The organism is Novosphingobium sp., assembly GCF_039595395.1.
Taxonomy (GTDB): domain Bacteria; phylum Pseudomonadota; class Alphaproteobacteria; order Sphingomonadales; family Sphingomonadaceae; genus Novosphingobium.
Map to the genome: position 1 here is coordinate 879,480 of NZ_JBCNLP010000006.1, position 26,395 is coordinate 905,874.

Genomic DNA, 26,395 nt, shown 5'->3' on the forward strand with positions numbered 1-26,395 from the left:
GGCCGCCAGGGCTCGAACGTAGAGGTAGGGTCAGTGACGGCAGGCAAAGCCCGCCGTCACTGATGCCCCGGTCCTCAATCCGATTTTAAGCGGCCGGAGCCCTGGCCTAGCCGGCCCGGTGGCCCGAGACCGGCGATGCCATGGCCTGCATCCGCGTCATGCAATCGGCAGCCTTGGCGCTGCTCATCTTCATCATGTCGCAGTCACAGCTCGCCATTGGCGTCGCATCGGCCACCCAGACCTGCTGGCGTGCCGGGCCCGAGGCTCGCGGGCCAAACTGCGGGATCGAGCGCCATTCATAATGGCCGGCTTGCTGGTTGTGGTCGGCGGGCGCCGCGAAAGCAACGGCGGGCGCAGCGAGAGCCACGCCCAGAAGGGCGCGCAGAACAAACGTCTTCATGACTGTAATCCTTTGGCAAATTTTGATAAAAGCCGCAGGCGAACGGAGTTGATCACAGCGCTACAGGCGCCTGTGATGCCGTCAGCCTTGCCAGCTGGTTCAATCAGCCAAGGAGAGTCGGAGGTTCGGGCTCAGGCGCGAGAGCGCTGCCATCCAGGATCGGCGTAATGGGCCAGAAGCCCAGCACGGGATTGATCTGGCGCGTCTGCAGCATGGGCGCATCATTGTGGAGCGCCATGGGCGCGATGCAGCCCATCCCGGCTATGCAAGCCAGCGTCATGCTCTTGCAGGGCTTTTGCGCGGGCTGCTGCTGGGCCATCATCTTCATGCAGTCATCGGACATGCCGGCACCACTCGATACGGACATGGCCGTGGATGCGGAAACCGCAGGCACGATGGTCGCAAAAGCAACCCCCTGGCCAGACAGCCCGATCAGTGCTCCGATGAGGAGAAGAAGGTGAAAGACTCTTTTCACAGCACTGGAATTTACATATCCGCCTCGCTCAACGCAATGCTTATTCCGATCGGGACGGAATGGTGTTTGATCTTAACGCTCTGTTTGACCAGTTCCCGGCTGACTTGCGGTCCGTTCCCAATGTCATGTCGGGTGGAGAGCCGCGCCCAAATGGATAACCAAGGCCTGCAACCACAATTTCTTTCTGTCGGTACACCGGTTTGCAGTGTAGCGATCCGACACTGTAGTCCGTCAGCCTTAACAGTGGTTTGCCCAACGTCCCTCGGACGGCCCAGCGAGATATTTGGCACCTTTCTCAAGCTGGGCCTGACCTCGTTTGGCGGACCGGTCGCTCACCTTGCCTATTTCCATCGCGAGATTGTGGTTCGTCGCGGGTGGCTCTCCGAGGAAGCCTATGCCGAGCTGGTTGGATTGGGCCAATTTCTGCCCGGACCGGCATCGAGCCAGGTGGGCTTCGCGATCGGTCTGACGCGTGGAGGCTGGTGGGGCGGCGTTGCAGCATGGACGGCCTTCACGCTGCCGTCGGCCCTTGCCATGCTGTTGCTCGCCTATTGGGTCGATCGCATGACAGGACCCTTGGCGATGCGCGCCATTCACGGGTTAAAGCTGGTCGCCATTCCCATCGTGGCACAGGCCCTGATGGACATGGCGCGCAGGCTGACCCCTGATCTCCCTCGGCGCCTGCTTGCTGTGGCGGCCGCTATTCTCATGCTGGCGGCAGCGGCTCCCATCACGCAGATCTTGGCCATTGCTGCAGGTGCCTTGCTCGGGACATGGCTATGCCGCGATAGCGCTCATCTGTCGGACAGTCTCGAGGGTTGGCGACCGGCGCCGCGCGCTGGTGTGGTTTGCCTGATGGCTTTCGGCGTCTTGTTTTTTGCTCTTCCCATCGCGGCGTCGGGAACCACGCTGCTGGCCCTCGCTGCCATCTTCTACAAAGCGGGCGCGCTGGTTTTTGGCGGCGGTCATGTTGTGCTGCCGCTGCTACGCGCCGAGTTGGTGCCGCGCTGGATGAGCGACGCGCCCTTCCTTGCGGGCTACGGTGCGGCCCAAGCCATGCCTGGCCCACTGTTCACGCTCGCTGCTTATCTGGGGGCGCTTGCCTTACCTTCCGCCCGCCTGACCGCTGCGGTGATCTCACTGGTTGCTTTGTCACTACCAAGTCTGCTGTTGATGGCGGGAGCTCTCCCATTTCAGCGACAGTTTCGGCAGCAACGGGCTGCGCGTGGAGTTCTCGCCGGGGTCAACGCAGCCGTGGTCGGGATTCTCGCGGCCGCTCTTTACAGCCCGCTCTGGACAACAGGGATTGTCGATGCCGGGGATGTGGCGACCGTGGTTATCGCCCTAGCTTTGCTGATTTTCCGACGATGGCCACCTCTGGCCATCGTCCTAGTGACCGTCGGCGCGCCAATTGTGCGCGTCTTGACTGGCTAAAACGTCATCTAACCTAGGCGAAACATTGAGCTTCCCACGACGGCAAAAGTTTGGTTCCTGGTCGCTCGCGGAATCTTGTACTTGGCAAGTATGACCAAATCCACTGAGGCGGCTATCGTCTACGTGCATCGCAACCTTTAAAGGCGGTTTGGCCTGGCGGGGTCCGGCTGACAGATCTGCTGTTGCGACATCCGACGCAGTAGGTCGACCGGAACGGTGCTTCTCCCGAACCTTACGCGACCACTGATCCTGCCAGCGCTTTTGCTCTCTTTTCAAAAAGGGCGGCCCGCACCCGATGCTTGTCGGCTTCGCGCATGTCGGCATCGTTGGCTTTCTCGCGCTCTTCGATTGCGCGCATGCGATAATAGGCTGCGTCGATCTGGTCGAACATCGGCTTTCCTCTCCAAACGGTCGCCTTTGGTGACTCGCACAGCCCTTCTAGCAGCTTGATGTTTCTCTTTCAGGTCGGATGTTACATCGATTTGTTGCCGGTCGATCCGGTCACAACACGAGTGGTCATGTTATGGGTGCCATGATCGTAGCGAACCGCTTGAGCGTCGCGCGAAAATGAGCACCCTTGACCAACTCCTCAACGTCCTGAAGGTTTAACCACCGGCGCTGGCGTTGAAACATCTCCGGCCAGATCGGTAAGGTCGTATCGACCTCGAGCGAAAAGATGTGCATTTGCTCGTTTGCTGCGCCTTCGCCACTTCGATCAAAGGGAAGTCGCACCGGGCTACCAGCGCCCTGACCGATCGTGCCGCGGGCTCCTGCCTCTTCATACATCTCTTCCACAACCGAGGCAGTAGCAGCTTTTTCAGATTTGACCTGGCCTTTGCGAAGTATCCAGTTTCCTTTCCTACGTGAGGTTGCCAGTAACACCTCTAGATCGCCAGCAGGTGTCCTGTGGTATGGTATCGCTGCACATTGCATGGACTGCTCTTACTGTCAGGACCCTGCAGGAATCACAAATACGGCATTGGTGAGAGAAAGCATAGTGGGCACAGGCTTGGTGCTGGGCTCATCGTTTTTCTGTCCGCGCGTGCAAATTTGATGTAGTGCTGGCGCGTTCAGAGTTTGGCTGACCACCAGGTGAGCGATCAGCCAATAGCGGCTAGGGTACCCTCTGTCTGCATCCTCCGGCGCCGCCGCTTTCACTTCTTCGGCATTGCGTTTATCGCGTGGCGAGCGAGAGGGTTAAGGCACATGGGTACAATAAAAAGCACGTTGTCGGATCGACAGGCAGTCTGGGCCTTTGTTGCGGGCTGCATCGCGGTGACGCTGGGCGTTTGCGCCCATTTCCCGATGTTTATGATGGCGCGCTCGATGCACTATCGTCTGGCGGGCATGGCCATGGACAACTTTATGCTGGCCGGTATGGGATTGATCATCCTGGGCACGCTGGTTGCCGCTTATGGGCTGCTGCCTCGTAATGTCGCGGCACAACGTGCGACTGCCGCGCAGATCGTCGTTGCGGCACCGGAGGATGCCCACCTGGGCCTCGCCCATTGGGGCCTGATGGCTGTGTTGACGGTCGCCCTGGTGATCGATGTGATGAAACCGGCGTCGCTGGGCTTCACGGTTCCCGGCATGATCAGCGAATATGGTGTTCCCAAGAAGACTGTCTCGCTGGTGCCGTTTTTTGCGCTGGCCGGCACGGTGACCGGATCGGTGCTGTGGGGCTGGATTGCCGATGTTTACGGACGCAAGGCTTCAATCCTGCTGTCGGCGGTGATGTTCGTGGGCACTTCGATTTGTGGCGCCATGCCAAGTCTGGCCTGGAACATTGCCATGTGCTTCATGATGGGCGCCGCGGCGGGAGGCATGCTGCCGGTGACCTATGCGCTGCTTGCCGAAATGATGCCGAGCCGCCATCGCGGCTGGAGTCTGGTGCTTGTTGGCGGACTGGGCGCAGTCGGCGGCTATTTCGCGGCCAGCGGCATGTCGGCCTTGCTGCAACCGGTTTTCGGCTGGCGTATCCTATGGCTTGCCAATCTGCCGACAGGGCTGACGCTGGTTCTTCTGGGAGCGCTGATCCCGGAATCCGCGAAATTCCTGCTGGCGCGAGGGCGCGTCGAGGAAGCCGAGGCGGTGATGCGCCGGTTTGGCGCGAGGGCGCAGCGGGCCAAACTCCCCTTAGAGACTGGCGAGCGTGGATCGCACGCGCTTATTGGCTTCCAGCTTTACGGCAAATTGGCCGCGCTCAGCATATGCGCTTTGTCATGGGGCCTGATCAACTTTGGCCTGTTGCTCTGGCTGCCGGCGGATCTGGTGGCGAAAGGCTATTCCGTGGGTGTCTCCAGCCGTCTGCTCGCCGAGAGCGCGTTGATCGCATGTCCAACGGTGTTCCTGGCGGCGCTGCTGTACAGTCGATGGAGCACAAAATGGGCACTGGCTACGATGATCGCCTTGACACTGATGGGCCTGTTGCTGGTGTTGCGGCTGGAACTGGCGGGTAACGGAAGCCCGGTGCTGCCGGTGGCGTTGCTCATTGTCGGCACGAACGGCATTATCGCGATTGTCCTGCCCTATACGGCAGAGAGTTTTCCCCTGAAGGTACGCGGTCGCGCGACGGGTTGGGTCGCGGCCTGGACGAAGGGCGGTGGATTGCTGGCGCAGGGGCTGACGATCAGCGGGGTTACCCTTTCGATGGGGGCATCTTCCTTGCTGGTGATGCTGCCCACCACCATTGCACTCATACTGGTGGCATGGTTCGGGCGAGAAACGCGCGGGCGCGATCTGCGCGATCTTGATGCGGACAATGGCCAGATCGGACACGGGCTGGCCTAGGAATTCAGTCCACCAATTCTGTTCCAAACCGTTCGCTCTGGCGCGGTTGTCCGGGGAGGAATAGCAGTTGCAGTTAACCGCCCGTGCTGCGTTTGGGTTCCATGCGATGAGCGAATTCGGGAGGTGGAAACCTATGTTGCAGGCATCGAACATCGCATCAAGCGCAGTCATAAGTGCGCCGTCCAGCCTAGTTAGGCACAGATAAAATTATGGCAAAACAGCTGTCGATCCCTGTCGGGCTGAGGGGGGCTAAGGCCGATAAATCTGCATGAAATTTTGCGATGAATGTCAGTGTACAACCATTTATGATGAATTAAGTTTTTGAAAACTAATAATTATCCTTCTTAATCAACAGCGACTCGAAAATGATCAGGGCGCGCTAAACTCTGATGGAATGAGTACCTGATTCATTGTTATGCTGACAGTTTGCTGTCAGTCTTGCACCTTATAGCGGACCGGGCCGAGAGAGCCGAACGAGGGAGAGGCGCTTCATGCGCGTGCTGGTGGTTGAGGATACAGTCGATGTCGCCGAGGGCGTCGTCGCGGCGATCGAGCGGCTGGGGCATGTGGTTGACTGGGCCGCCGACGGCAGCGCTGCGCAGGACTGGCTGGTGGGCGCCACCTATGATCTGATCGTGCTGGATCTTATGCTGCCCGATGCCGATGGCGTCAGCCTGCTGCGCGAGATAAGGACGCGCGGGCTGGATGCGGCGGTGCTGGTCGTCACGGCGCGCGCGGCGGTCAGCGAAAGGGTGCAGGTGCTCGATCTGGGGGCTGACGACTATCTGTGCAAACCCTTCGATTTCGACGAATTGCAGGCCCGCATCCGCTCCCTGTTGCGGCGGCAGAGCGGTGACCGCACCAATGATATGACGTGCGGGCGGCTGGTCTATGATCGCGGCACAAGGCTGGCGCGCATCGGGCAGGATGTGCTGGCGCTCTCCCCGCGTGAACTCTCCTTGCTCGAAATGCTGCTGGCGGGCCGCAACCGGGTGCTGAGCAAGGCCAACATTCTCGAACGTCTGTTCGACTGGCGCAGCGATGCCAGCGAGAATGCCGTGGAGGTGCTGGTGGGCCGTTTGCGTCGCAAGATCGAGGGCTCGGGAGCGGTCATCATCAACCATCGCGGGCTGGGCTATCAGTTCCGCGCCGAGTGAGGCGCGCCCGTGTTCGACGCCATTCTTTCGCGCCTCGCCCATTCCATCGATGCCCGCTTCCGGCTGGTGGTCGTGGCGGTGTTCGCGCTGGGCACCTTGGTGTCGCTGGTGTCGGCCTGGTATGATGCGGGATCGGCGGCGGATGAATCCTATGATCGCCTGCTGCAGAGCGCGGCGGTGCAGTTCCTCGACAGCGCGGTGGTGCTCGATGACGAGCCGCAGCTGGTCCCGCCCGTCAGTGCCTTCGATACGCTGGGCATAGCGGCGGATGACCGGTTCTATTACGCGGTGCGCAAGGGTAATGGTACCTTGATGACCGGCTATGACGACCTGCCTGTCGCCTCGCCTCCGGTGATGGTGCGGCGGGCGCTGGGGGAAAGCGCGTTGACCCGGCCCTATCGCGGGCAGAATGTGCGCTTTCTTACTGTGGCGCGCGCGCTGGGCAATGGCGAGCATGCCGCTCGGCTGACCGTTACGGTGGGGCAGACATTGCTGGCGCGTGAGGCGATGCGCCGTCATCTGTTCCTGCGCGCCGCACCGGGCGCGCTGGTGCTCTCGCTGCTGGGCTTTATGGCCACCTTGCGCGCGGCGCGGCTGGCGGTGCGTCCGCTCGCAAGGCTGAGTGCGATGATCGAGGCGCGCGAACCGGGCGATCTCAAGCGCATCGATATGGCCGGCCCGCGTGAGACCGAGGGGCTGGTGAAGGCGATCAACGGTCTGGTCTCCCGCGTGGAGGCGCGGCTGGGCACGATGCAGTTCTTTGCCCGGCTGACCGCGCATCAATTGCGCACGCCGCTGACCGCGCTGGGTGCGCAATTGGACCTGCTGGGCAATGAGGTGACCGAAAGCCGCCAGTTGGGCCGCATCGCGCGGCTCAAGGACCGCTTGACCGAGCTGAACCGTCTGATCCACCAGTTGCTGGGCCATGCGATGATCGCCTATCGCGGGGAAACCGCTCTGCTGGCGCCGCTCGATCTGGGCGAGCTGGTGCGGCAGGCGGCGATCGACCTGATCGAGGAGGCAGGCGCCTTCCATTGCGAATTGGCGGTCGATCTGCCCGAGGCACCCTTGATGGTGAAGGGCGACGCCGTGATGCTGCGCGAGGCGGTGATGAATCTGATCCATAATGCCATGACTCACGGCGGGCCGGGGGTGATCCGCATCACCGGTACGCAAGCGGAAGGAAGGGTGGTGCTGGGGATCGCCGACCGGGGGCCGGGCATCTCCCCGGCGCAATGGCCGCGCGCGGTGCAGCCTTTCGCGCTCAAGCGGCAGGCCCAGCTGGGGGCCGGGCTGGGCCTGTCCATCGCGCATGAAACCGCGCGGGCGCATGGCGGCGTGCTGAGCTTCGGGCGCGATGGCGATGGCGCTTTTCAGGTCCGCCTTGACCTGCCGGGAGGCGAGGCATGAGCGCGCGCCGCATGCTGCGTGGACTGGTGATGGCGCTGGCGCTGCTGCCTCTGGGCTGCGCGCCGCAAAGTCATGACACGGCACAATCCTCCTTCACCCCGCCGCCGGGCAGCACCGTCACCGCCCTGCCGCCCTTGCGCGAGGGCAAGGCGGCACCCGTGTGGAAGGCTGGTCAGCAACTGGCTCCCGCTCAGCGCGGCGCCACGCTGGTGATCGAGGCGGCGACCGACATCAGCCTGATGCGCCCCTTCCTCGACGGGTTTCGCGCGTATCATCCCGATCTGGCGATCCTTTATGTCGATATGCTCAGCACGCAATTGCTGGGCGATGCGCAGGCGCGCTGCGCGCGCGGCCACGATGGCCCGGACCTGTTCATTTCGGTGGCGACCGACCATCTGGTGAAACTGGCCAATGACGGCTGCGCCCAGGCGGCGGGGCTTGCCGCCCCCGACTGGCGCGAGTGGCGCGGCGAGGTTTATGCCTTTGCGCTGGAACCGGCGGTCTTCGTCTACAACCGCCGCCTGCTGGCGCCCGCCATGGTGCCCGACAGCCATGCCGCGCTGGCCGAGCAATTGCGCGACCGGGCCGAGGCGCTCGATGGGCATATCGCCACCTATGACATCCGGCAGTCGGGCCTTGCCTACAATTACGCCGAGTTCGATTCGCGGGAAGCGCCCTTGTATGGCCGGCTGATCGAAAGCTTCGGGCGCGGGCATATAAGGCTCTATTGCTGCTCGAACACGATGGTCGATGCGGTGGCGCGTGGCGATGTGCTGCTGGCCTATAATGTCCAGCTATCCTACGCCTATGCGGCGCAGCGGCGGCATGAGGATGTCGGGGTGATCGTGCCGCGCGACTATCAGGCGGTGCAGACCCGCTCGGCCATGGTGGCCAAGGATGCGGTGCGGCCCGATCTGGCGCGCAGCTTTCTGGCCTTTCTGATCTCGCCGGAAGGGCAGGCCATTGCCAGCCGCATCCTCACCCCGCCGGTGCCCGATGCGCGGGCCAGCTTCACCCCTTCGGAGCGATTGCTCAGCCAGGCCAATGTGTCGTCTTCGCTGCTGCGGCTGCAGGATCAGGCACGGCGCAAGGTGTTCCTGCAGGAGTGGCTGCAGGCGATCGTTCCCGCGCGCTGAAAGAACATCCGCCCGCCGTCAGTCTTTTGACAGTTTGCCCTCCTATACCGTCCCTGTCCTGATGGAACCCAAGCGGGGGCATGGGAGCGCGGAGCCGGGCCGAGACCGGACAAGCGCCCCGTCTCGCGGGTTCCGGGGGAGCATAAAGCAAAGATTACAAGACAATGGGCGGCCCCTGCGTGGGGAGAGCTGCCTGATATGGGAAGGATATGCACATGGGATCGTCGATCGTCCGTGCCGTGGCCCTGCGCCGCGCTGTCAGTTCGCTCTCGCTGGGGGTGGCGCTGCTGGCCGGGCCTGTCTGGGCCCAGAGTGTGCCCGCAACCGAAACGCCCGCAGCCGATGCGTCTGAAGCCGCCGCCCCGGCGCCCGCGCCCGCCGCCGGTGATATCGTGGTGACCGGCACGCGCATCCGCTCGGGCTTTTCCGCGCCCACGCCGGTCAGCACCGCCAGCGCCGAGCAATTGCGCACCGCTGCCCCCACCAATGTCGCAGATGCGCTCAACCAGTTGCCGGTCTTCAACGGCAGCACCAAGACATCGCAGGGCACCAACACCAACAACGGCGGCACCACCGGGCAGAATCTGCTCAACCTGCGCGGGCTGGGCGCCAACCGCACGCTGGTGCTGTTCAACGGGCGGCGGATGCCCACCACCAACGCCTCGGGCTCGGTCGATGTCAATATTCTGCCGCAAGAGCTGGTGCAGCGCGTCGATGTCGTCACGGGCGGCGCCTCGGCGGCCTATGGATCGGACGCGATTTCCGGCGTGGTGAACTTCGTGCTCGACACCAAATTCACCGGCCTGAAGCTGGAGGCCCAGACCGGCGTCTCGACCCATGCCGACATGCCGCTGGGCGGCGGATCGCTGGCCTGGGGGCATGATTTCGCCGATGGGCGCGGGCATGTCATCGGCGGCCTGCAATATTTCCATCAGGATGGCGTCGGCATCGATCAGCCCACCGGGCGCGACTGGTTCGACAACAATGCCGGGCGCGTGACCAATCCGGTCAAGGGCGGCACGGCCTATGTCGTCATCCCCAATGTGCGCAGCTCGATCGGCACCTTCGGGGGGCTGATCACCTCGGGTCCGCTCAAGGGCATGCAGTTCCTCAATGGCGGCATGCTGGCGCCCTTCAACTATGGCACGCAGACCGGCTCGGCCTTCCAGAGCGGGGGTGACGGCGCCAAGTCGCAGATCGCCCTGTCGCCCTCGCAGACCCGCTACAACGCCTTCCTTCATGGCGAGTATCAGCTTTCCGACGCTGTGACGCTGTTCGCCGAGGGCCTCTATGCCCGCACCCACACCAGCGAAGCCTCGAACTATCTGCAGGATGTCGGTTCGGCGCTGCAATATACGATCTATCGCGACAATGCCTATCTGCCCGCCTCGGTGGCGGCGCTGATGGATGCCAACAAGATCACCTCCTTCACGGTGGGCAAATTCGAGGGCGATCTGCCGCTTTCGGTGCTGGACTCCAAGATCGACGCCTATCACGCCCTGGCCGGGCTGAAGGGCAGCATCGGCAGCAAGTGGAACTGGGACGTCTCCTACAATTACGGCCGTTCCGACCAGCGGCTGGCGCAGAACAATCTGACCAGCAACCGCCAGCTTTACGCCTCGACCGATGCGGTGGTGAACCCGGCCAACGGGCAGATCGTCTGCCGCTCGACGTTGTCCGGCATGGATGCGGGCTGTGTCCCGCGCAACATCATGGGGCCGGGCACGGCCAGCGATGCGGTCACCAACTATATCATCGGCAATTCGGTGGCCAAGCTGAAGCTGCAGGAGCATGTCGCGGCCGCCAACATCTCGGGCGATCTGGGCTCGCGCTTCGCGCTGGCCGCGCCGATCAGCGTGGCGGCGGGGCTGGAGTATCGCAAGGAGCTGGGCACGCAGACGGTCGATGCCACCTCCGCCGCGATCAGCGATGGCACCGGCCTGCGCGGCTTCCCGAGCGCCCTGCAGGGCAAGGTGGGTGCCTGGCGCACCTTCAACCCGCAACCCTTCACCGGCTCCTATGACATCAAGGAAGGCTATCTGGAGCTGGGCGTGCCGCTGCTGCGCAATGTGGCCTTTGCGCGTTCGCTCGATCTGAACGGCGCGGTGCGTCACGCGATCTACAGCCAGTCGGGCGGGGTCACCACCTGGAAGCTGGGCGGGGTCTGGGATGTCAATGGCGCGGTGCGGCTGCGCGGCACGCTGTCGCAGGACATTCGCGGGCCCAATCTGCTCGAACTGTTCAACCCCGGCGGGCAGACGCTCAACAATCTGACCTATCAGGGCCGCAGCGTGCAGAGCCAGAACATCACCAGCGGCAACGTCAATCTGCGCCCCGAAGTGGCGCGCACCTTCACCGGCGGCGCGGTGCTCAAGCCCGATTTTCTGCCCGGCTTCCAGATGTCGGTCGATTATTACCGCATCCACATCAAGGACGCGATCGGCACGCTGACAGAGCAGCAGGTGCTCGACCAGTGTGCGGCGGGCAATGCGGCGCTGTGCCAGCTCTTCACCGTTACCTCGGCGGGGACACTGGTGGTGCGCAACAAGACGCTCAATCTGAGCGTGGTGCGCGTGGCGGGCGTGGATATGGAGCTGGCCTATCATCGCCAGATCGGGGCCGGGCAGCTGCAGCTGCGCCTGCTGGCCAACCATGGGCTGAGCAACCAGACCCAGGCCCCCGGATCGCCGACCGTGCAATTGCTGGGCTCGACCACCACCCCCAAGTGGAGCGGCGTGTTCCAGGCCAATTACAGCACCAGCGCCTTCTCGATCTTCGCGCAGGAGCGCATGATCGGCAAGGCCAAGCTGGACCCCAATCTGGTCGACGGGGGGGACATCAGCTATGCCGACAACACCACGCCCGCCGTGTTCTACACCGACGTCACGCTGACCTACAATCTGAAGACCGCGCATAAGACACAGTTCTATCTGACGGTGAACAATCTGTTCGACCGCGATCCGCCACGCTCGCCGCCGCAGGTGACCAGCTTCGCCATGGCGGCCAGCAGCGCCTATGACCAGATCGGGCGTTACTTCACCATGGGCGCGCGCATGTCGTTCTGAACGGGGAGAGGGTGATGAAGCTGTCCTGCAAATTTCTGCTGCTGGCGGTCTGCGCCGCGCCTGTGGCCAACGCTGAGGCCAGAACGGCGCGCATGGTGATCGACAGCCGCGAGACCGTGCAGGACAGCGCCATCACTGCGCAAACCGGCCCCTATGAGCTGCTGCGTGGGCGCCTGCTGGGCGAGGTCGATCCGGCGGCGCCCGGCGACCTTATCATTCAGGATCTGGCGCTGGCGCCGCGCAATGCGAGGGGCAGGGTGGAGTATGTCTCCACCTTCACCCTGCTGCGCCCGCTCGATCCGGCCAAGGCCTCGGGCGTGCTGATCGACGCCTTGCCCAATCGCGGGCATCGCGGGGTGGCCTCGTGGCGCGGGCCGGGGCTGGTCGATCCGCTCTATTACCAGAAGGGCTATGCCGTGCTGTGGATCGGCTGGCAGGGCGATCTGGCGGAGAAGCCCGACGCGGACCGCTCCGCTGCCGGGCTGAAGCTGGAATCGATCCGCGTGCCGGTGGCGAAGGAGGCGGACGGCAAGACCATCACCGGGCGCTATCTGGTGCGCGTGCCCACCGACGATGGCGCGGGGCCGAGCGGCGCGATCATGCACTTGGATCAGGGCAATGCCGGGGCGCTGATCTATCACCCCGCCAGCTTCGACACCGCGCGCGCCACGCTGACCGGCGGCCCTCCCGAGGATGCCAGCGGCAAGCCCACCGGCCCGCGCTACACCATTGCCCCCACCGACTGGCGCTGGTGGGACTGCAAGGGCGACAAACTGCCCACGGATGACACCCCGCCCGCCGACCTTTGCGTCAAACGGCTGAAAGGCGCCTTCCGCCCGCAGGAGAGCTATACGCTCACCTTCGATGCGCGCGATCCTCTGGTGCTGGGCCTCGGGCTGGCGGCATTGCGCGATGGCACCGCGTTTTTCCGCCATGCGCGGGCCGACGATGCCGGGCAGGCCAATCCTTTGGCCGGGCAGGTGCGTTTCGTGATCGGGCAGGGCGTCTCGCAGGTCGGCAATCTGGTCAAGACAGTGATCGCGCTGGGCTTCAACGCCGACGAACAGGGCCGCAAGGTGTGGGACGGCGCCCATGCCCATATCGCCGGGCGGTTGACGCCCATCGACTATCGCTTCGCCACACCGGGCAGCGGCTCCAGCCTGTTCATGCCGGGCAGCGAGGGCGTCGTCTGGTGGGGCAAGGCGGTCAATGCCGTGCGCGGGGGACCACCGCGCTCGATGCTGGACCGCTGCGGGGCCGACAGCACTTGCCCGCTGATTGTCGAAACCTTCGGCGGGTCGGAGCTGTGGGCGCTGCGCATCTCCTCCAATCTGGCGACGCTGGATCTGGCCAAGGACATCGCGCTGCCCGCCAATGTGCGGCGCTATTATCTGCCCGGCACCGCGCATGGCGGCGGGCCCGGCGGCTTTGCGCTGACCGCGCCGCAGGGCCTCTGTCAGTTGCCGCTCAACCCCAATCCGCAGAGCGATCAGGTGCGCGCGCTGACCGTCGCGCTGGTCGACTGGGTCAGCCATGGCACGCCACCGCCCGAGAGCGCTTTTCCCAGTCTGGCGGCCGGAACGCTGGTCGATCCCGATCATGGCGGGCTGCGTTTCCCGGCCATCCCCAGGGTGGCGGCGCCGGTGGGGCTGGCCAATCCGGTGCTGGTCTATGATTTCGGCCCGCGCTTCGATTATGTGAATCAGACGGGCATCATCACCCGCCAGCCGCCCGCGATCCTGCGCGTGGTGCCCGCGCTGGCCGCGCAGGTGGATGCCGACGGCAATGAAACCAGCGGCGTACCCTCGGTGCAGATGATGGCGCCGCTCGGCAGTTATCTGAGCTGGAACCGCTATCGCGAGGGGCCCTATGCCGGGCAACTCTGCACCTTCAACGCCGGTTTCGTGCCCTTTGCGCGCACCGCGCAGGAGCGCATGGCTTCAGGCGACAGCAGGCCTTCGATCGAGGAGCGTTATCATACGCGTGCGGGTTACGTCTCGGCTGTGCAGGCGGCTGCGGCCAAGGCTGTGGCCCAGCGCTTTTTGCTGCAGAACGATGCAGACTTGCTGACCCGCCAGGCCGAGGATGCGACACAGCGCGGAGATCTGGCCTTTCTTCACCCCTGACCGGTCATCTGCCTGGCCACAGCAGGGGGCGAGCGAAAGCACGGCTATCCCGCCTTGGCAAGCATGAGATGTCGTGTCAGGCGGTGGGCACGGTGCCGCCATCGATCACATATTCGGTGCCGGAAATCGCCCCGGCACGCGGCGAGCACAGGAAGGCGATCAGATCGGCAACCTCCTGAGGTCTGGCCGGTCGGCCCAGCGGAATGCCGCCCAGAGATGCCATGATGATGGCCTTGCCGCCCTCATAATCGGTGCCCGCCTCCTGGGCCAGCCGCTCGGCCAAGGCGACGGCGGCATCGGTTTCGACCCAGCCGGGCGCCACGCGCACCACGCGAATGCCCTTGGGCGTGACCTCCTTCGACAGGCTCTTGCTGTACGTGGCCAAGGCGGCCTTGGCGGCAGCATAGGCGGTGGTCGATTCCGGCAGCGGCAACATATGCTGGATCGAGGTGACATGGATGATGACACCCGACCCTTGCGCGATCATGCCGGGCAACAATGCCCGGTCGAGCCGCACGGCCGGCATCAGGTTCTGGTTCAGCTCCCGCGTCCATTGCTCATCGTCGAGGGCTGCGAAACCGCCGCCGGGCGCGCTTGATCCGCCCAGCACGTTAACGATGATGTCCACCCCGCCCAACAGGGCCTGCACCGTTCCGGCAAGCTGCGCGCAGCCCTGAGCGGTCATCAGATCGGCGGCGACATAATGCAGCCGTTCCTGCCCCTGCGCGGGCACGCTGCGCGCGGCGGCAACCACTGTCACGCCCGCATCGAGCAGGGCGCGGACCACCGCTTCACCCACGCCCTTCGTGCCGCCGGTGACCAGCGCGCGCTGCCCCTTCAGGCCCAGATCGAAGCTCATGCGGTGATCTCCAGCCGAGCGATGGCGCCTCGATCCAGCGTGAAGGCATAACGCAGGTCGATCGGGCTGCCGGGGAAATCGCCGGTCAGATGCGCGATGATGATCTGTTCGCTGCCCTGCGCGCTGATCGATATCGGCTCGGCGGTGTAATTGTAGCGCGCGCTGGCCTCCTGTTTCCAGCGGGCGATGGCGTCGCGGCCCTGATGGGGCTGGCGCTCGTCGATCACGATGGCGTCGGGGGTGAAGCAGGCGGCCACGGCGTCGGGGTTCGCCGCATCGGCGATGAAATAGGCCGAGATGGGCTCCGGCAAAGTCAGGGACATGGGGGCGTTCTCCGGTTGCGATTGCGTGCCGGAGAGATCGGGCCTAACTTGAAAAAGGACAAGAACGCACGAAAAAGTAAGGTACTTACGAAAAAGTATGGCTCAGGAACATACACGCGAAACGGCGGCGCAGGGCGTGCAGAATGCGCTCAAGCTGCTGGAAGGGCGATGGAAGCTGACCATCCTGTTCCATCTCTTCGGCGGCCAGGTGCTGCGCTTCTCCGAGCTTGAGCGCGCCATTCCCGACGTGTCGCAAAAGATGCTGATCCAGCAATTGCGACAGATGGAAAGTGACGGCATCGTGCGGCGCATCGTTTACCCTCAGGTACCGCCCAAGGTTGAGTATGGGCTCACCGATTGGGGGCAGGCCCTGTGCCCGGCGCTCGATGCCTTGCTGGTCTGGGCCGAACAGCGCGAAGGTTGAGCGATGTTGCGCGCGGGCGGTGTCGATCAGGTGACGCCTGGACGGACTCAATCCCGGTCACGCTCCCAGGTGACGGACCAATGCTCCTTGGGGTCGGTCGAGCGCAGGGTCAGCCGCCCATCGGCAAAGCTGTAGAAGCGCGGCAGATCACGGCCCACCAGCGCATGCATCATCGCGGCCTGCACATGATGGGTGACGGTGCGGTGTGTCCGATCGATGTCATAGCGGCCATAGGACGCCTCATAGCCATCGCTGGCGTATTGTACGGGCCCTTCCGGCTCCTGAGCCTCGCCCTGGGGGTACATCACCTGCACCGACATATGGCCATCGGGCGTGTAGATCAGTTGGCCCTGCCGATCGGTCCTGCGGATGGTCTTGCCGCTGGCGTCCTGATTGTCCATCCAGACGATATGCCACGATCCGACCAGCGGATTGGCCGGGGAGCCGGAAGCGGCCGCCATCGCCTCGCAGCTTGCCAGAAGCGCCAGAGGCGCAAGCGTCGCGCCAATGTTCAAAGCCATATCCGCATGCCTCCGTTCAACGCCCGACCAGCTTTTCATGAAAGGCGGGATAGCGGGCCCCCTCGACCTTGACCCGAGACGATACCGCCTCAAGCTCGGCTACGTCCTGTGCCGTCAGCTCGACACTGGCGCCGCCGATGTTCTCTTCAAGCCGGTGCAGCTTAGTGGTGCCGGGGATGGGCACGATCCATGGCTTCTTCGCCAGCAGCCAGGCCAGCGCGATCTGGCCGGGGGTCACGCCTTTCTGCGCGGCAAAGCGCGTCACCACATCGACCAGCGCCAGATTGGCATCGCGGTGATCGGCAGCGAAACGCGGCACGGTGCTGCGGAAATCATCGGCGCCAAAGGTGGTGGAAGCATCGATCTTGCCGGTAAGGAACCCCTTGCCCAGCGGGCTGAAGGGCACGAAGCCGATACCCAGTTCCTCCAGCAAAGGGAGGATCTCGGCTTCCGGTTCGCGCCACCACAGCGAATATTCGCTTTGCAGCGCCGCGACCGGGTGGACCGCATGGGCCCGCCGGATCGTCTCGGCATTGGCCTCGGACAGGCCGAAATGCTTGACCTTGCCCGCCGCCACCAGATCCTTGACCGCACCTGCCACCTCCTCGATCGGCACCTGGGGATCGACACGGTGCTGATAGTAGAGATCGATGGCATCCACCTTCAGGCGCCGCAGCGATCCTTCGATCACCGTGCGAATATGCTCGGGGCGGCTGTTCAGCGCGTTCCACCCGGCGCCATCGCCGGGCGCGGGGGCCCAGCCGAACTTGGTGGCGATCACCACCTTGCCCTTGAAGGGAGCCAAGGCCGCGCCGAGCAGCTCTTCATTGGCATGGGGGCCATAGACCTCCGCCGTGTCGAAAAAGGTCACGCCGCGCTCGACGGCGGCATGGAGCAGGGCGGCCATCTCCTGCGGGTCGCCGGGCGCGCCATAGGACCAGCTCATGCCCATGCAGCCCAGCCCCAGAGCGGAGACGTCCAGCCCGCTGTTGCCCAACATCCTTGTCTTCATGATCGTTCTCCCAGGCTCATCGGGCGATGAGCGTGTTATTCCGGCCCGGCGGTCACGATGTAGGCGCGGGTCACGGCGGCGCCGTGGCGAATGGCCTTGAGTGGCGCATAGGCAGGAGACGTGTACCAGGCCTGCGCCTGAGCGAGGCTGTCGAAATGGATCACCACGATGTTGCCGTTGAGTGCAGGCCCTTCAAGCGACACCGTCTTGCCCCCGCGCGCCACGAAGCGCCCGCTGAAAGGCGCGAAGGTTTCCGCGACATGCGCGCGATAGGGCTGCATGGCGGCGCGATCCTTGATCGCGAATTCGGCAATGAAATAAGCCTCTGGGGCAGCGGCGCCCGGTTGCTGCGCCGAAACCGGCACCGCGAAGGTCATGAGGGCAAGCGCCAGCAGGGCATGTGGAATGTTGGCCATGATATCTCCTGCGCGGCTTTCGCGGCAGAATAGCGCCTGAAGCATATTCCGGTGATACCCCTTGGGTTTAACGGAGTGATGAGAGTAGTTCATCATGGATGCCGCATGGTCTTGTGGAAGTGCGGCCTTGGGTTCACATTCTTGCGATGCAAGTCACCCGCTCCGATATCGCCGATTTCATCTATGTTCTGGCCATTGCGCGCCATCTCAGTTTTCGCCGCGCCGCTCAGGATCTGGGCGTTTCGGCATCGGCACTCAGTCACGCGCTCAAGGGGCTGGAAGGGCGTCTGGGGGTGCGCCTGATCAACCGTACCAACCGCAGCGTCATGCTGACGGCGGCAGGCGAGGAGCTTTGCGCTGCCATCACCGGCCCTTTCGACCGGATCGCCGAGGCGGTGGAAGCGCTCAACCGTTACCGTGATGCTCCGGCAGGGCGCATCCGCCTCAATGTGGTGAGCGATGCGGCACGTCTGCTGCTCGGTCCGGTGATGCCCACCTTTGTCGAGCGCTACCCCGATGTCGATGTCGAGGTCACCGCGACCAACCGCATGATGGATGTGACGGGCGAGGGCTATGATGCGGGCATCCGCTATGGCGGCACCGTGCCCGAGGACATGATCGCGGTGCGCCTGTCGGCCGATGTGCGCTGGCTGGTCGCGGCGTCTCCCACCTATCTCGCGCGCTTTGGCACGCCGCAGGTGCCCGAGGATCTGCAGCACCATCGCTGCCTGCAGATCCGGCTTGGCGATGATCGGCTCTATCGCTGGGAGTTCATGCGCAACGGGGTGGAATTCGCTCTTGCCGTACCGGGCAGCGTGACCTTCAACGAAACCGGGATCGGGCTGGAAATGTTGAGGCAGGGCGGCGGGCTGATGTATGCCGCGCAGCCTGTGCTGGCGCCGCTCGTCGCCAGTGGCGAGGCGCGTTTCGTGCTGGAGGATTGGGCGACCGAGGGGCCTGGCTACCACATCTATTATTCCAGCCGACGGCAGTTGCCCGCCGGTCTGCGGCTGTTGATCGATCTGGTGCGCGAGATGCGGCCGCTGGGGCTGTGATGCCCGAAAGTTCCATGGCCAATGATGAGCAGAATGCAACGCTGCATCAAATGCTGAGGGGCTAATCGAAAGCCTCTCTTCCCTCTAGCTAGGGGTCTGTCCGCGAAGGGCGGCCCATGGCGGGCTGACCCAAGGAGAAGCCCCCCATGCAGCTAAAACGTCCGGGCTCACAGCCCTCAATGGTCGGCCCCGCCGACTGGTTCACCGGCACCGTCCGTATCGATCCGCTCAACGCGCCGGCGCCCCCGTCCCGTGTCTCCTGCGCCGCCGTGACCTTCGAGCCCGGCGCGCGCTCGAACTGGCATACCCATCCGCTGGGCCAGACCTTGCTGGTCACGGCCGGTTGCGGCTGGACCCAGTGCGAGGGCGAGGACATCGTCGAGATCCGTGCCGGAGACGTGATCTGGTGCCCGCCCGGCCACAAGCACTGGCATGGCGCATCGCCCACCACCGCCATGACGCATATCGCCATTCAGGAAGCGCTGGACGGCGTGAATGTGGTGTGGCTGGAGCCCGTCACCGATGAGCAATACCTTCCCGGCCCCAAGGCCTGAACCCATGCGGATCGTCCTGACGATCGGGGGAGAGGTGTTGAGCGCCACGCTGAACGATAGCCGGAGCACGCGTGATTTCGTGGCGCTTCTGCCATTGACGCTCACCTTTCACGATCTCCTCGAGCGTGAGAAATATGCTGGCCTGCCGCAGGCGCTTTCACCCGATGCGCCCCGCGCTTTCTCCTATGAGATCGGTCAGATCGCCTATTGGTCGCCGGGGCCGGATGTCGCGATCTTCTACCGGCAGGATCTCAGGGCGACCCCGCAGCCCGGCATCATTGTGCTGGGCTGTGTCGACGGCCCGGTGGCCGCGCTGGACGTGCCCGGCTCCATGTCCATCACCATCGAGCTTGCGGAGCGACCCGCATGATCCGCACCATCGCCACACTTGCAGGATTGTTTGCCATGACCATACCAGCCCAAGCCGCCGCTCCCAAGGTTGGAGCGCTCCCCAAGGTTGGAGAACCCATTGTTTCGGCCGAACAGATGCGCGCGGTTGCGCCCGCATTGGGGGCCTATACGCGCGAGCGCCTGATCGGCAGCGTCTGGGAACGTCCAGGCCTCGGCAAGCGGGACCGCAGTCTCATCACTCTTGCGGCGCTGATCACGCGCGGGCAGGCTGCGGGTCTGCGCTATTATGCCGATCTGGCGCTGAAGAATGGCGTGACGCCCGCCGAAATCTCGGAAACCATCACCCATCTGGCCTATTACGCGGGCTGGGGCAATGCGATGGCCGCCGTCCCGCCCGTGGCCGAGGTGTTCGCTGCCCATGGCATCGGCGAGGACAGCCTGCCACCGGTCGATCCCGAGCCCCTGCCGCTCGATGACACCGCCGAGGCCCTGCGCAAGAAGACCGTGGGCGAGAATTTCGGGGAGATTGCGCCCGGTCTGGTCGATTACACCACCGATTACCTGTTTCGCGATCTGTGGCTGCGCCCCGGCCTTGCTCCGCGCGATCGTAGCCTGATCACCGTGGCCGCGCTGATTGCCTCGGGTCAGGTGGCGCAGGTGACCTATCATTTGAACCGGGCGATGGACAATGGCCTGACGCAGGAACAGGCTGCCGAGGTCATCACTCAGCTGGCCTTTTACGCTGGCTGGCCCAATGCCATGTCTGCGCTTCCGGTCGCCAAGGAGGTTTTCGCCAAGCGTGCCCAGGCCGTGAAGTGAGGCACAGCTTGCCACTGGCCCTGATCCTGATCCTGGCTTTTGCGGCGCCCGCGGCCGCTCAGCCCGATACGGTGATCCTGCCGGCGGGCTCGCGGCCCGCCAGCGCGGGGGCGACGGATAGATTTACGGGCTCGGTGCGTGTCGAACCCGTGATCGAGGACCGCACACAGGGCCACACCACGGCGGGCCGCGTCACCTTTCAGCCCGGTGCCCGCAGCGCCTGGCACACCCATCCGCTCGGTCAGTGGCTTTGGGTGGTCGAGGGGACCGGCATCACGCAGGTCGAGGGGCAGCCCGCACACCTCATCCATGCCGGGGATGTCGTCTGGTGTCCGCCCAATGTCCGTCACTGGCATGGTGCCGCGCGGGGCAGTGCGATGACGCACCTGTCGGTGCAGGAGGCGCTGAACAGAAGAAATGTCCAGTGGCTGGAGAAAGTCACGGACCAGCAATACGACGCCGCGCTTGCCTCGGCGGCGCGGCACCCCTGACCGTTTCGAAGGATCTCTTTCATGGTTTCAACTTACGCCATCAATGCGCGCGGTCTTCCTACCTATGATTTTACCGGCCAAGTTGCGCTTGTGACGGGCGCGGCCAAAGGCATGGGGCTGGCCACAGCGCAAGCCTTCGCCAAGGCGGGGGCCGCCGTGGTCCTGAGCGATATTGATGAGCCCGCACTGACTGCACAGGTGAAGGCGTTGACCGGTTCTGGGCACAAGGCACTGGGTGTATGCTGCGACGTGTCCGATGAGGCACAGGTCGCGGCCATGGTCGCGCAGGCTGTCACCACCTTTGGCAGACTTGATATGGCCTTCAACAATGCGGGCATTCAGGTGCCACCCAGCGATGCGGCCGACGAGCTGGGCGAGGCCTATGATCTCGTTCAGGCGATCAACCTGAAGGGCGTTTGGGCCTGCATGAAGCATGAGCTCAAGCAGATGCGCGAGCAGGGTACGGGCGCGATCGTCAATTGCTCGTCGTTGGGCGGGCTGGTTGGCCTGCCGCAGCGGGCGGCCTATCACGCTACCAAGCATGGTGTGCTGGGGCTAACCAAAAGCGCGGGTGTGGAATATGCGCCGCGCGGCATCCGGATCAATGCGGTGTGCCCTGGCACAATCGATACGCCCATGGTTCGGGACATGCTGGCCGGGCAGGCCGACGCGATGGAGGCCATCATGAAAGAGCAGTCGATAGGCAGGCTTGGCCATGCCGATGAAGTGGCGGCAGCCGTTCTGTGGCTGTGCAGCCCCGGCGCGAGTTTCGTGGTGGGCGTGGGTTTACCCGTGGATGGCGGCTTTACCGCTCATTGAACAGGTTTTGGGAGACGGCAGGCGGCGAAGCTTTATTTGAATTGCGTTGCCTGCCCACCTTCAAAATCGCCTCGGAGGGTATCAGGCTTCACCAACGCTCGAACATTTGACGGCCTTGGGTGAGTGATAAACGAAGGGCAGGCTTTTCGTAAAGGCGACTGCGGCATTCACGCCTCAAGCCGTTCGTTGCATTCGATGTGCGTCCCCTTGTCATTTAAGCCTCCTGCGCGAATGCTGGGTTCCCCTCTGAGCTGAGTCAGCCGAAAATCCTCCGGAGTATCGATATCCATCAACGCCTCGGACGGACGTGGAATGCGCTGACAAAGCCTGGCCGGCGGAGTAAATGGCGTGCGCCGATGTCGCTGACCAGCACTGCGAGGGCCCCCATGCGCCTGCTCCCGAAACAAGCCGGAGGGCCCAGCCTTCCCTCGGGATAGCGGCATGCAGTGACTGTGTCCTGTGGTCCGGTCGAGCAGCATGCGCAAGGTCGTCGCTTTGACAAGGGCATATCGGCCATCATGATCAGCAGACGCCCGGCGCGCCACGCGTGCGCCTGCTCCACGGCGCGGTGCAGGGAGGAGGCCATGCCGGAGTCGGCGTCAGGATTGTGCACCACCGCCTCACCTCTCGCCGGCTGTCAGCGCGGCGCTTGCTCCATGGCGACCTTCTCCATCCAGTCCACGGTTTTGCCGTTCAGCCTCTCGGTGATGGCCAGATGGGTCATGCCGGTGGAGGCGGCGGCGCCGTGCCAGTGCTTCACGCCCGGCGGGATCCAGATGATGTCGCCGGGCGCGATGGTCTGGACCGGCTTGCCCCATTGCTGCACCTGCCCGGTGCCTGCCGTCACGATCAGGGTCTGGCCCAGCGGATGGCTGTGCCAATCGGTGCGGGCGCCGGGCGCGAAGGTGACGAAGGCGCCGCCGACCCGTGCCGGCGCGCTCGCCTGAAAGCGTGCCTCCACGCGGGCCGTACCGGTGAAATGGTCCGCCGCCGCCGGGGTGGCGGGCTGCGATCCTGCGCGCATCACCGTCACATCGCCCTGTGCTGCGGCAGGCTCTGCGCGGGCCGCAGCGGGCGCCATGATCAGCCCGAGCATGGCCGCCAGCGCGCGCATGCCGCCGCCCCTAGCGATCACCGGTTTTCTCATTCCGAAAGACCTCACGCGCGATGCCGATGGCCGAGATGGCATTGGGCCAGCCGGTATAGAAGGCCAGTTGGGTGATCGTCTCGACCAGTTCCTCCTGAGTCACGCCATTCTGCCGGGCCAGAGCCAGATGCGAACGCAACTGTTCGGGACGGTTCATCGCAATCAGCGCCGCCACGGTGATCAGGCTGCGGTCGCGCTTGGCGAGGCCGGGGCGCTCCCAGATGTCGCCCAGCAGCACATCGTCGGTCAATTGCGCCATCTTGGGCGCGATATCGCCCATCAATTGCTGCGCGCGGGACGGCTCGGCGAGCTGCCCGCGGGGCGGTGGCGCGGCGGACGGCGCGGTTTGCGCGCGGGCCACGCCCTCCGTGCCGCCGATCAGCGCGGCGGCGGCGGCAAGCATGGTTCTGACAAGCGGGGGCATGGGCGGTCTCCTTTCCGCAAAGAGAAGTCAGGCCAGATGCTGACGGAAGAAGGTGCCCAGTCGCTCGACCGACAGCGCGGTATAGCGCGGGTTGTCGTAGAGGTCGACATGGGTGGCCCCAGGCACCACGAAAAGCTCTTTGGGCTCGGCGGCCTTTTTGTAGGCGTCCTGACTGAAATAGGCCGATTCCGCTTTCTCGCCCACCACCATCAGCAGCGGGCGGGGCGAGATCGTTTCCGCCTGCACAAAGGGGAAGAAGTTCATCATCGGCGCCAGGCTGGTGAAGGCGTACCAGCCTGTCGAGTTGGGGTGCTTGCCGCGCGGCGTGTCGTAATAGGCGAGAAATTCACGGACGATGGCGGGCGTTGCGGCGGTGGCAGGCTGGGTGGGCAGGGCGCGGATATCGCGCCGCGTGCCGCCCGCGGCCTCGATCGAGCGTTGCTGCGCGATCTCGTCGAGCAGTTTCATCCGCTGCTCATAGCTCATGCTGTCGCCAAGGCCCTGGCGGCGGGCGCGGCCCATGTCATACATGCTGACCGTGGCGATGGCCCGGATGCGGTGATCGATGGCCGCCGCGCTGACCGCATAGCCGCCGCCGCCGCACACGCCCAGCACGCCGATGCGGCCGGGATCGACAAAGGGCTGGCGGCTGAAGAAATCGACCCCCGCGCTGTAATCGCCGACGCGGGTGGCGGGCACTTCGGTGTAGCGCGGCTCACCGCTGCTGTCGCCGTAATGAGAGGCGTCGAAGGACAAGGTGACAAAGCCCATCTGCGCCAGCTTGAGCGCATGAAGCCCGGCGGTCTGTTCTTTCACGCCGCCAAAGGGGTGGCCCACCACGATGGCCGCATGGCGTTTGGCACCATCGAAGCCCGCCGGCTTGAACAGATTGGCGGCGATGACGGTGTTGGCCGCGATGTTGGGATAGGTCACCCGCTCGATCGAGACGCCCCGCATGTCCGGATCGCCGACCACCATCGGGCGCGAGGAGGCGGGGGCAGGGGTGGGGATGGCCTGCGCCCCCGCGGCGCCCGGCATGAAACCGGCCCCCGCCGCCGTGGCCGAGGCCGCCAGCAGCGAGATGCCCAGGAACCGGCGGCGATCCGGGTGGAGGGGGGATGGGGGCATGACGGCCTCTCTCTTGTGTGTTCCGACGGGCAGGCGGGCTTATGCGTCCTGGGGGAAATCCGCGCCGAGCGACACCTGCTCCCAGGCGTCGATCTCGGCGGAGAGGGCGGCGATCTTCTGGCGCACCGCATCCACGCCGAACTTGCCCAGAATGAGGTTGAGCGGCGGCTTGTCGCTCTCCACGGCGGTGATGATGGCCTGAGCGGCGCGCACCGGATCGCCGGGCTGATGGCCGCTGTAGCGCGCGATCATGTCGAGGCGCTGGTGAACCGTCTGCGCATAGGCCGGAATGCGCGTGGACGAGGATTGCAGCGAGCGCCCGCCCCAGTCGGTGCGGAAGGGGCCGGGTTCGACCACCGTGACCTTGATGCCCAGCGGGCCGACCTCCTGCGCCAGCGCTTCGGACAGGCCGACGACGCCGAATTTGCTCGCCGCGTAATAGGAGGAACCAGGGTTGCCGATCAGCCCGCCGACCGAGGCGATGTTGACGATATGGCCCGAACCGCGCGCGCGCATGCCGGGCAGCACCGCGCGGGTGAGGGCCATCAGGCCGAAGAGATTGGCCTCGAACTGGGCGCGACAGGCTTCGTCCTCGCCCTCCTCGAAGGCGGTCAGATAGCCATAGCCCGCATTGTTGACGAGCACGTCGATCTCGCCTGCGGCCTCGACCGCCGCGAGGATGTCCTCGCGGCAGGTCACGTCCAGTTTCAGGGCATGGGCATGGGGGTGGCCCGCGACCAGATCCGCGATCTGTTCGGGCTGGCGGGCGGTGGCGAACACCGTGTCGCCGCGCGCGATCAGCGTTTCGGCCAGAGCCCGGCCAAAACCGGTCGAGCAGCCCGTGATGAGCCAGCGGCGGGGGGAATGGGGCATGATGATGGTCCTTCGGACGATGGGCGGGGGAGGCCTCCGATGCGCCGGACCGCCTCTTTCCCTGTGGGAGGCAGGTGTAAATTGTAGTATAACACTCATCAATGATGGAGTTTTTGCAACTCCCTGTTCTGGATTTCTCATCTATGCTGCGCGCCGATCTGGCTGAACTGACCGCCTTCATCACCATTGCCGAGCAGCGCAGCTTTCGCGGCGCGGCCCGCGTGATGGGCCTGTCGCCCTCGGCGCTCAGCCATACGATCCGCAATCTGGAGACGCGGCTGGATGTGCGGCTGTTCAACCGCACGACGCGCTCCGTGGCGCTGACCGAAACCGGGGAGCGTCTGTTGCAGCGGGTGCGCCCGGCGCTGGCCGATCTGACCGAGGCGGTGGATGAGGCCGGATCGGCGCAGGATCACCCCTCGGGCACGATCCGCATCAGCGCGGCGGAGGCGGGGGCGCGTCCGCTCATCCGCCATGTGTTGCCGGATTTTCTGGCGGCCTATCCTGACATTCACGTCGAATTCGTGGTGGACACCCGCATGATCGACATCGTGGCCGATGGCTTCGATGCCGGTATCCGGGTGGAGGAGGATGTGCCCCGCGACATGATCGCCATTCCCTTTGGCGGGCCCTGGCGCTTTATGGCGGTTGCCTCGCCGGCCTATCTGGCGGGGAAGGAGAGACCGGTGGTGCCGCAGGATCTGCTTCGGCACGCCTGCATCCGCTTTCGTTTTACCAGTGGCGCGCTCTATCTCTGGGATCTTGAGAAAGACGGAAAGCCAGCCACCATCGACGTGCAGGGACCGATGACGCTGGGCAACACCAATCTGATGCTGGAGGCCGCGCTCAATGGCATCGGCATCGCCTGGCTGCCCGAAAGTCTGGTGGCGGATCATCTGACGGCGGGGCGATTGGTCGATGTGCTGCCCGAATGGAGCCATGCCTTTCCGGGGGCCTGCCTCTATTATCCGGCCAATCGTCATCCGCCCACGGCATTGCGGTTGTTTGCGCAGGCCGTGCGGGATTGGGCCGAAGCATCGGGTTGGACGCACTGAGAAAAGGCAGTCTTTCGGGCCATTCTATTGATTTTAGGCCAACATGAACGCGCGTCCGCTTGTGATGCGCTTCACCTTGCCATTGGCGCGCCTCTCGCGCAATCTCACCACCAGTTGCAATCGAGGAGGGG

At 64.5% G+C, this 26,395-nt stretch carries 28 protein-coding genes; 15 read left to right on the forward strand and 13 right to left on the reverse strand.

Features of this window, described 5'->3' with window-relative positions; genetic code table 11:
* Positions 1-106: 106 nt before the first annotated feature.
* Both ABDW49_RS23835 and ABDW49_RS23840 read right to left on the reverse strand, forming a co-directional pair.
* On the reverse strand, positions 107-400 hold the full coding sequence (locus tag ABDW49_RS23835; RefSeq protein WP_343615851.1) for a hypothetical protein: 294 nt from the start codon (positions 398-400) through the stop codon (positions 107-109).
* 103 nt (positions 401-503) lie between these two features.
* Entirely contained in the window at positions 504-743 is a 240-nt protein-coding gene (locus tag ABDW49_RS23840; protein ID WP_343615852.1) for a hypothetical protein, read from the reverse strand.
* A 114-nt stretch (positions 744-857) separates the two neighbouring features.
* On the opposite strand from ABDW49_RS23840, the gene chrA reads away from it, so the two are divergent.
* Positions 858-2,309 carry a chromate efflux transporter gene (gene chrA / locus ABDW49_RS23845; RefSeq protein WP_343615853.1) on the forward strand — a complete coding sequence of 484 codons (1,452 nt, stop codon included), beginning with the start codon at positions 858-860 and terminating at the stop codon, positions 2,307-2,309.
* 232 nt (positions 2,310-2,541) lie between these two features.
* Here chrA and ABDW49_RS23850 read toward each other — a convergent pair whose 3' ends face one another.
* Positions 2,542-2,700 (reverse strand): hypothetical protein, encoded by a 159-nt coding sequence (locus tag ABDW49_RS23850; protein ID WP_343615855.1) that lies wholly within the window; start codon positions 2,698-2,700, stop codon positions 2,542-2,544.
* Positions 2,701-2,825: 125 nt separating this feature from the next.
* Positions 2,826-3,191 carry an NUDIX domain-containing protein gene (locus ABDW49_RS23855; RefSeq protein WP_343615857.1) on the reverse strand — a complete coding sequence of 122 codons (366 nt, stop codon included), beginning with the start codon at positions 3,189-3,191 and terminating at the stop codon, positions 2,826-2,828.
* A 444-nt stretch (positions 3,192-3,635) separates the two neighbouring features.
* Between ABDW49_RS23855 and ABDW49_RS23860 the strand changes: the two genes are divergently transcribed.
* From ABDW49_RS23860 to ABDW49_RS23885, 6 genes are all read left to right on the forward strand, one after another.
* Positions 3,636-5,099, forward strand: coding sequence for an MFS transporter (locus ABDW49_RS23860; RefSeq protein ID WP_343615859.1), 1,464 nt, complete (start codon positions 3,636-3,638; stop codon positions 5,097-5,099).
* Positions 5,100-5,590: 491 nt separating this feature from the next.
* Positions 5,591-6,256: a response regulator transcription factor gene (locus ABDW49_RS23865; RefSeq protein WP_343615861.1), complete on the forward strand. Its 666-nt coding sequence runs from the start codon at positions 5,591-5,593 to the stop codon at positions 6,254-6,256.
* Between the two features lie 9 nt (positions 6,257-6,265).
* On the forward strand, positions 6,266-7,666 hold the full coding sequence (locus tag ABDW49_RS23870; RefSeq protein WP_343615863.1) for a sensor histidine kinase: 1,401 nt from the start codon (positions 6,266-6,268) through the stop codon (positions 7,664-7,666).
* The gene (locus ABDW49_RS23875; RefSeq protein WP_343615865.1) at positions 7,663-8,802 is read left to right on the forward strand and encodes an ABC transporter substrate-binding protein; all 1,140 of its coding nucleotides are present in this window, start codon (positions 7,663-7,665) and stop codon (positions 8,800-8,802) included. The genes ABDW49_RS23870 and ABDW49_RS23875 overlap by 4 nt, the downstream gene beginning before the upstream one ends.
* A gap of 215 nt (positions 8,803-9,017) precedes the next feature.
* Positions 9,018-11,867: a TonB-dependent receptor gene (locus tag ABDW49_RS23880; protein ID WP_343615867.1), complete on the forward strand. Its 2,850-nt coding sequence runs from the start codon at positions 9,018-9,020 to the stop codon at positions 11,865-11,867.
* A 14-nt stretch (positions 11,868-11,881) separates the two neighbouring features.
* Positions 11,882-13,993 (forward strand): alpha/beta hydrolase domain-containing protein, encoded by a 2,112-nt coding sequence (locus ABDW49_RS23885; RefSeq protein WP_343615869.1) that lies wholly within the window; start codon positions 11,882-11,884, stop codon positions 13,991-13,993.
* 76 nt (positions 13,994-14,069) lie between these two features.
* On the opposite strand, the gene ABDW49_RS23890 is transcribed toward ABDW49_RS23885, so the two are convergent.
* Both ABDW49_RS23890 and ABDW49_RS23895 read right to left on the reverse strand, forming a co-directional pair.
* Positions 14,070-14,852, reverse strand: coding sequence for an SDR family oxidoreductase (locus ABDW49_RS23890; protein ID WP_343615871.1), 783 nt, complete (start codon positions 14,850-14,852; stop codon positions 14,070-14,072).
* Positions 14,849-15,175 (reverse strand): nuclear transport factor 2 family protein, encoded by a 327-nt coding sequence (locus tag ABDW49_RS23895; RefSeq protein ID WP_343615873.1) that lies wholly within the window; start codon positions 15,173-15,175, stop codon positions 14,849-14,851. The genes ABDW49_RS23890 and ABDW49_RS23895 overlap by 4 nt, the downstream gene beginning before the upstream one ends.
* A gap of 97 nt (positions 15,176-15,272) precedes the next feature.
* Here ABDW49_RS23895 and ABDW49_RS23900 point away from each other — a divergent pair, with 97 nt between their 5' ends.
* Positions 15,273-15,599: a helix-turn-helix domain-containing protein gene (locus tag ABDW49_RS23900; RefSeq protein WP_343615875.1), complete on the forward strand. Its 327-nt coding sequence runs from the start codon at positions 15,273-15,275 to the stop codon at positions 15,597-15,599.
* A gap of 47 nt (positions 15,600-15,646) precedes the next feature.
* Here ABDW49_RS23900 and ABDW49_RS23905 read toward each other — a convergent pair whose 3' ends face one another.
* From ABDW49_RS23905 to ABDW49_RS23915, 3 genes are read right to left on the reverse strand one after another with little or no spacing between them, the layout of a single operon-like run.
* Positions 15,647-16,120, reverse strand: coding sequence for a lipocalin-like domain-containing protein (locus ABDW49_RS23905; RefSeq protein ID WP_343615876.1), 474 nt, complete (start codon positions 16,118-16,120; stop codon positions 15,647-15,649).
* A gap of 16 nt (positions 16,121-16,136) precedes the next feature.
* The gene (locus ABDW49_RS23910) at positions 16,137-17,132 is read right to left on the reverse strand and encodes an aldo/keto reductase (protein WP_343615878.1); all 996 of its coding nucleotides are present in this window, start codon (positions 17,130-17,132) and stop codon (positions 16,137-16,139) included.
* A gap of 35 nt (positions 17,133-17,167) precedes the next feature.
* Positions 17,168-17,548: a DUF1330 domain-containing protein gene (locus ABDW49_RS23915; RefSeq protein WP_343615880.1), complete on the reverse strand. Its 381-nt coding sequence runs from the start codon at positions 17,546-17,548 to the stop codon at positions 17,168-17,170.
* Between the two features lie 146 nt (positions 17,549-17,694).
* Here ABDW49_RS23915 and ABDW49_RS23920 point away from each other — a divergent pair, with 146 nt between their 5' ends.
* From ABDW49_RS23920 to ABDW49_RS23945, 6 genes are all read left to right on the forward strand, one after another.
* On the forward strand, positions 17,695-18,603 hold the full coding sequence (locus ABDW49_RS23920; RefSeq protein WP_343615882.1) for a LysR family transcriptional regulator: 909 nt from the start codon (positions 17,695-17,697) through the stop codon (positions 18,601-18,603).
* 146 nt (positions 18,604-18,749) lie between these two features.
* A complete protein-coding gene (locus tag ABDW49_RS23925) occupies positions 18,750-19,157 on the forward strand; it encodes a cupin domain-containing protein (protein ID WP_343615883.1) in 408 nt (135 codons plus the stop codon).
* Positions 19,158-19,161: 4 nt separating this feature from the next.
* Entirely contained in the window at positions 19,162-19,527 is a 366-nt protein-coding gene (locus tag ABDW49_RS23930) for a cyclophilin-like fold protein (protein ID WP_343615884.1), read from the forward strand.
* 35 nt (positions 19,528-19,562) lie between these two features.
* The gene (locus tag ABDW49_RS23935) at positions 19,563-20,327 is read left to right on the forward strand and encodes a carboxymuconolactone decarboxylase family protein (protein ID WP_343615886.1); all 765 of its coding nucleotides are present in this window, start codon (positions 19,563-19,565) and stop codon (positions 20,325-20,327) included.
* A complete protein-coding gene (locus tag ABDW49_RS23940) occupies positions 20,324-20,818 on the forward strand; it encodes a cupin domain-containing protein (RefSeq protein ID WP_343615887.1) in 495 nt (164 codons plus the stop codon). The genes ABDW49_RS23935 and ABDW49_RS23940 overlap by 4 nt, the downstream gene beginning before the upstream one ends.
* 21 nt (positions 20,819-20,839) lie before the next feature.
* Positions 20,840-21,637 carry an SDR family oxidoreductase gene (locus ABDW49_RS23945; protein WP_343615888.1) on the forward strand — a complete coding sequence of 266 codons (798 nt, stop codon included), beginning with the start codon at positions 20,840-20,842 and terminating at the stop codon, positions 21,635-21,637.
* A 637-nt stretch (positions 21,638-22,274) separates the two neighbouring features.
* On the opposite strand, the gene ABDW49_RS23950 is transcribed toward ABDW49_RS23945, so the two are convergent.
* Genes ABDW49_RS23950 through ABDW49_RS23965 form a run of 4 tightly spaced genes read right to left on the reverse strand, consistent with a single transcriptional unit; the run spans position 22,275 to position 25,209 of the window.
* The gene (locus ABDW49_RS23950) at positions 22,275-22,751 is read right to left on the reverse strand and encodes a cupin domain-containing protein (protein WP_343615889.1); all 477 of its coding nucleotides are present in this window, start codon (positions 22,749-22,751) and stop codon (positions 22,275-22,277) included.
* Between the two features lie 10 nt (positions 22,752-22,761).
* On the reverse strand, positions 22,762-23,208 hold the full coding sequence (locus ABDW49_RS23955; RefSeq protein WP_343615891.1) for a carboxymuconolactone decarboxylase family protein: 447 nt from the start codon (positions 23,206-23,208) through the stop codon (positions 22,762-22,764).
* Positions 23,209-23,235: 27 nt separating this feature from the next.
* Positions 23,236-24,336 (reverse strand): alpha/beta hydrolase, encoded by a 1,101-nt coding sequence (locus tag ABDW49_RS23960; RefSeq protein ID WP_343615892.1) that lies wholly within the window; start codon positions 24,334-24,336, stop codon positions 23,236-23,238.
* Between the two features lie 39 nt (positions 24,337-24,375).
* Entirely contained in the window at positions 24,376-25,209 is an 834-nt protein-coding gene (locus ABDW49_RS23965; protein WP_343615894.1) for an oxidoreductase, read from the reverse strand.
* Between the two features lie 143 nt (positions 25,210-25,352).
* Between ABDW49_RS23965 and ABDW49_RS23970 the strand changes: the two genes are divergently transcribed.
* Positions 25,353-26,264 carry a LysR family transcriptional regulator gene (locus ABDW49_RS23970; protein ID WP_343615896.1) on the forward strand — a complete coding sequence of 304 codons (912 nt, stop codon included), beginning with the start codon at positions 25,353-25,355 and terminating at the stop codon, positions 26,262-26,264.
* The last annotated feature ends 131 nt before the right edge of the window (positions 26,265-26,395 follow it).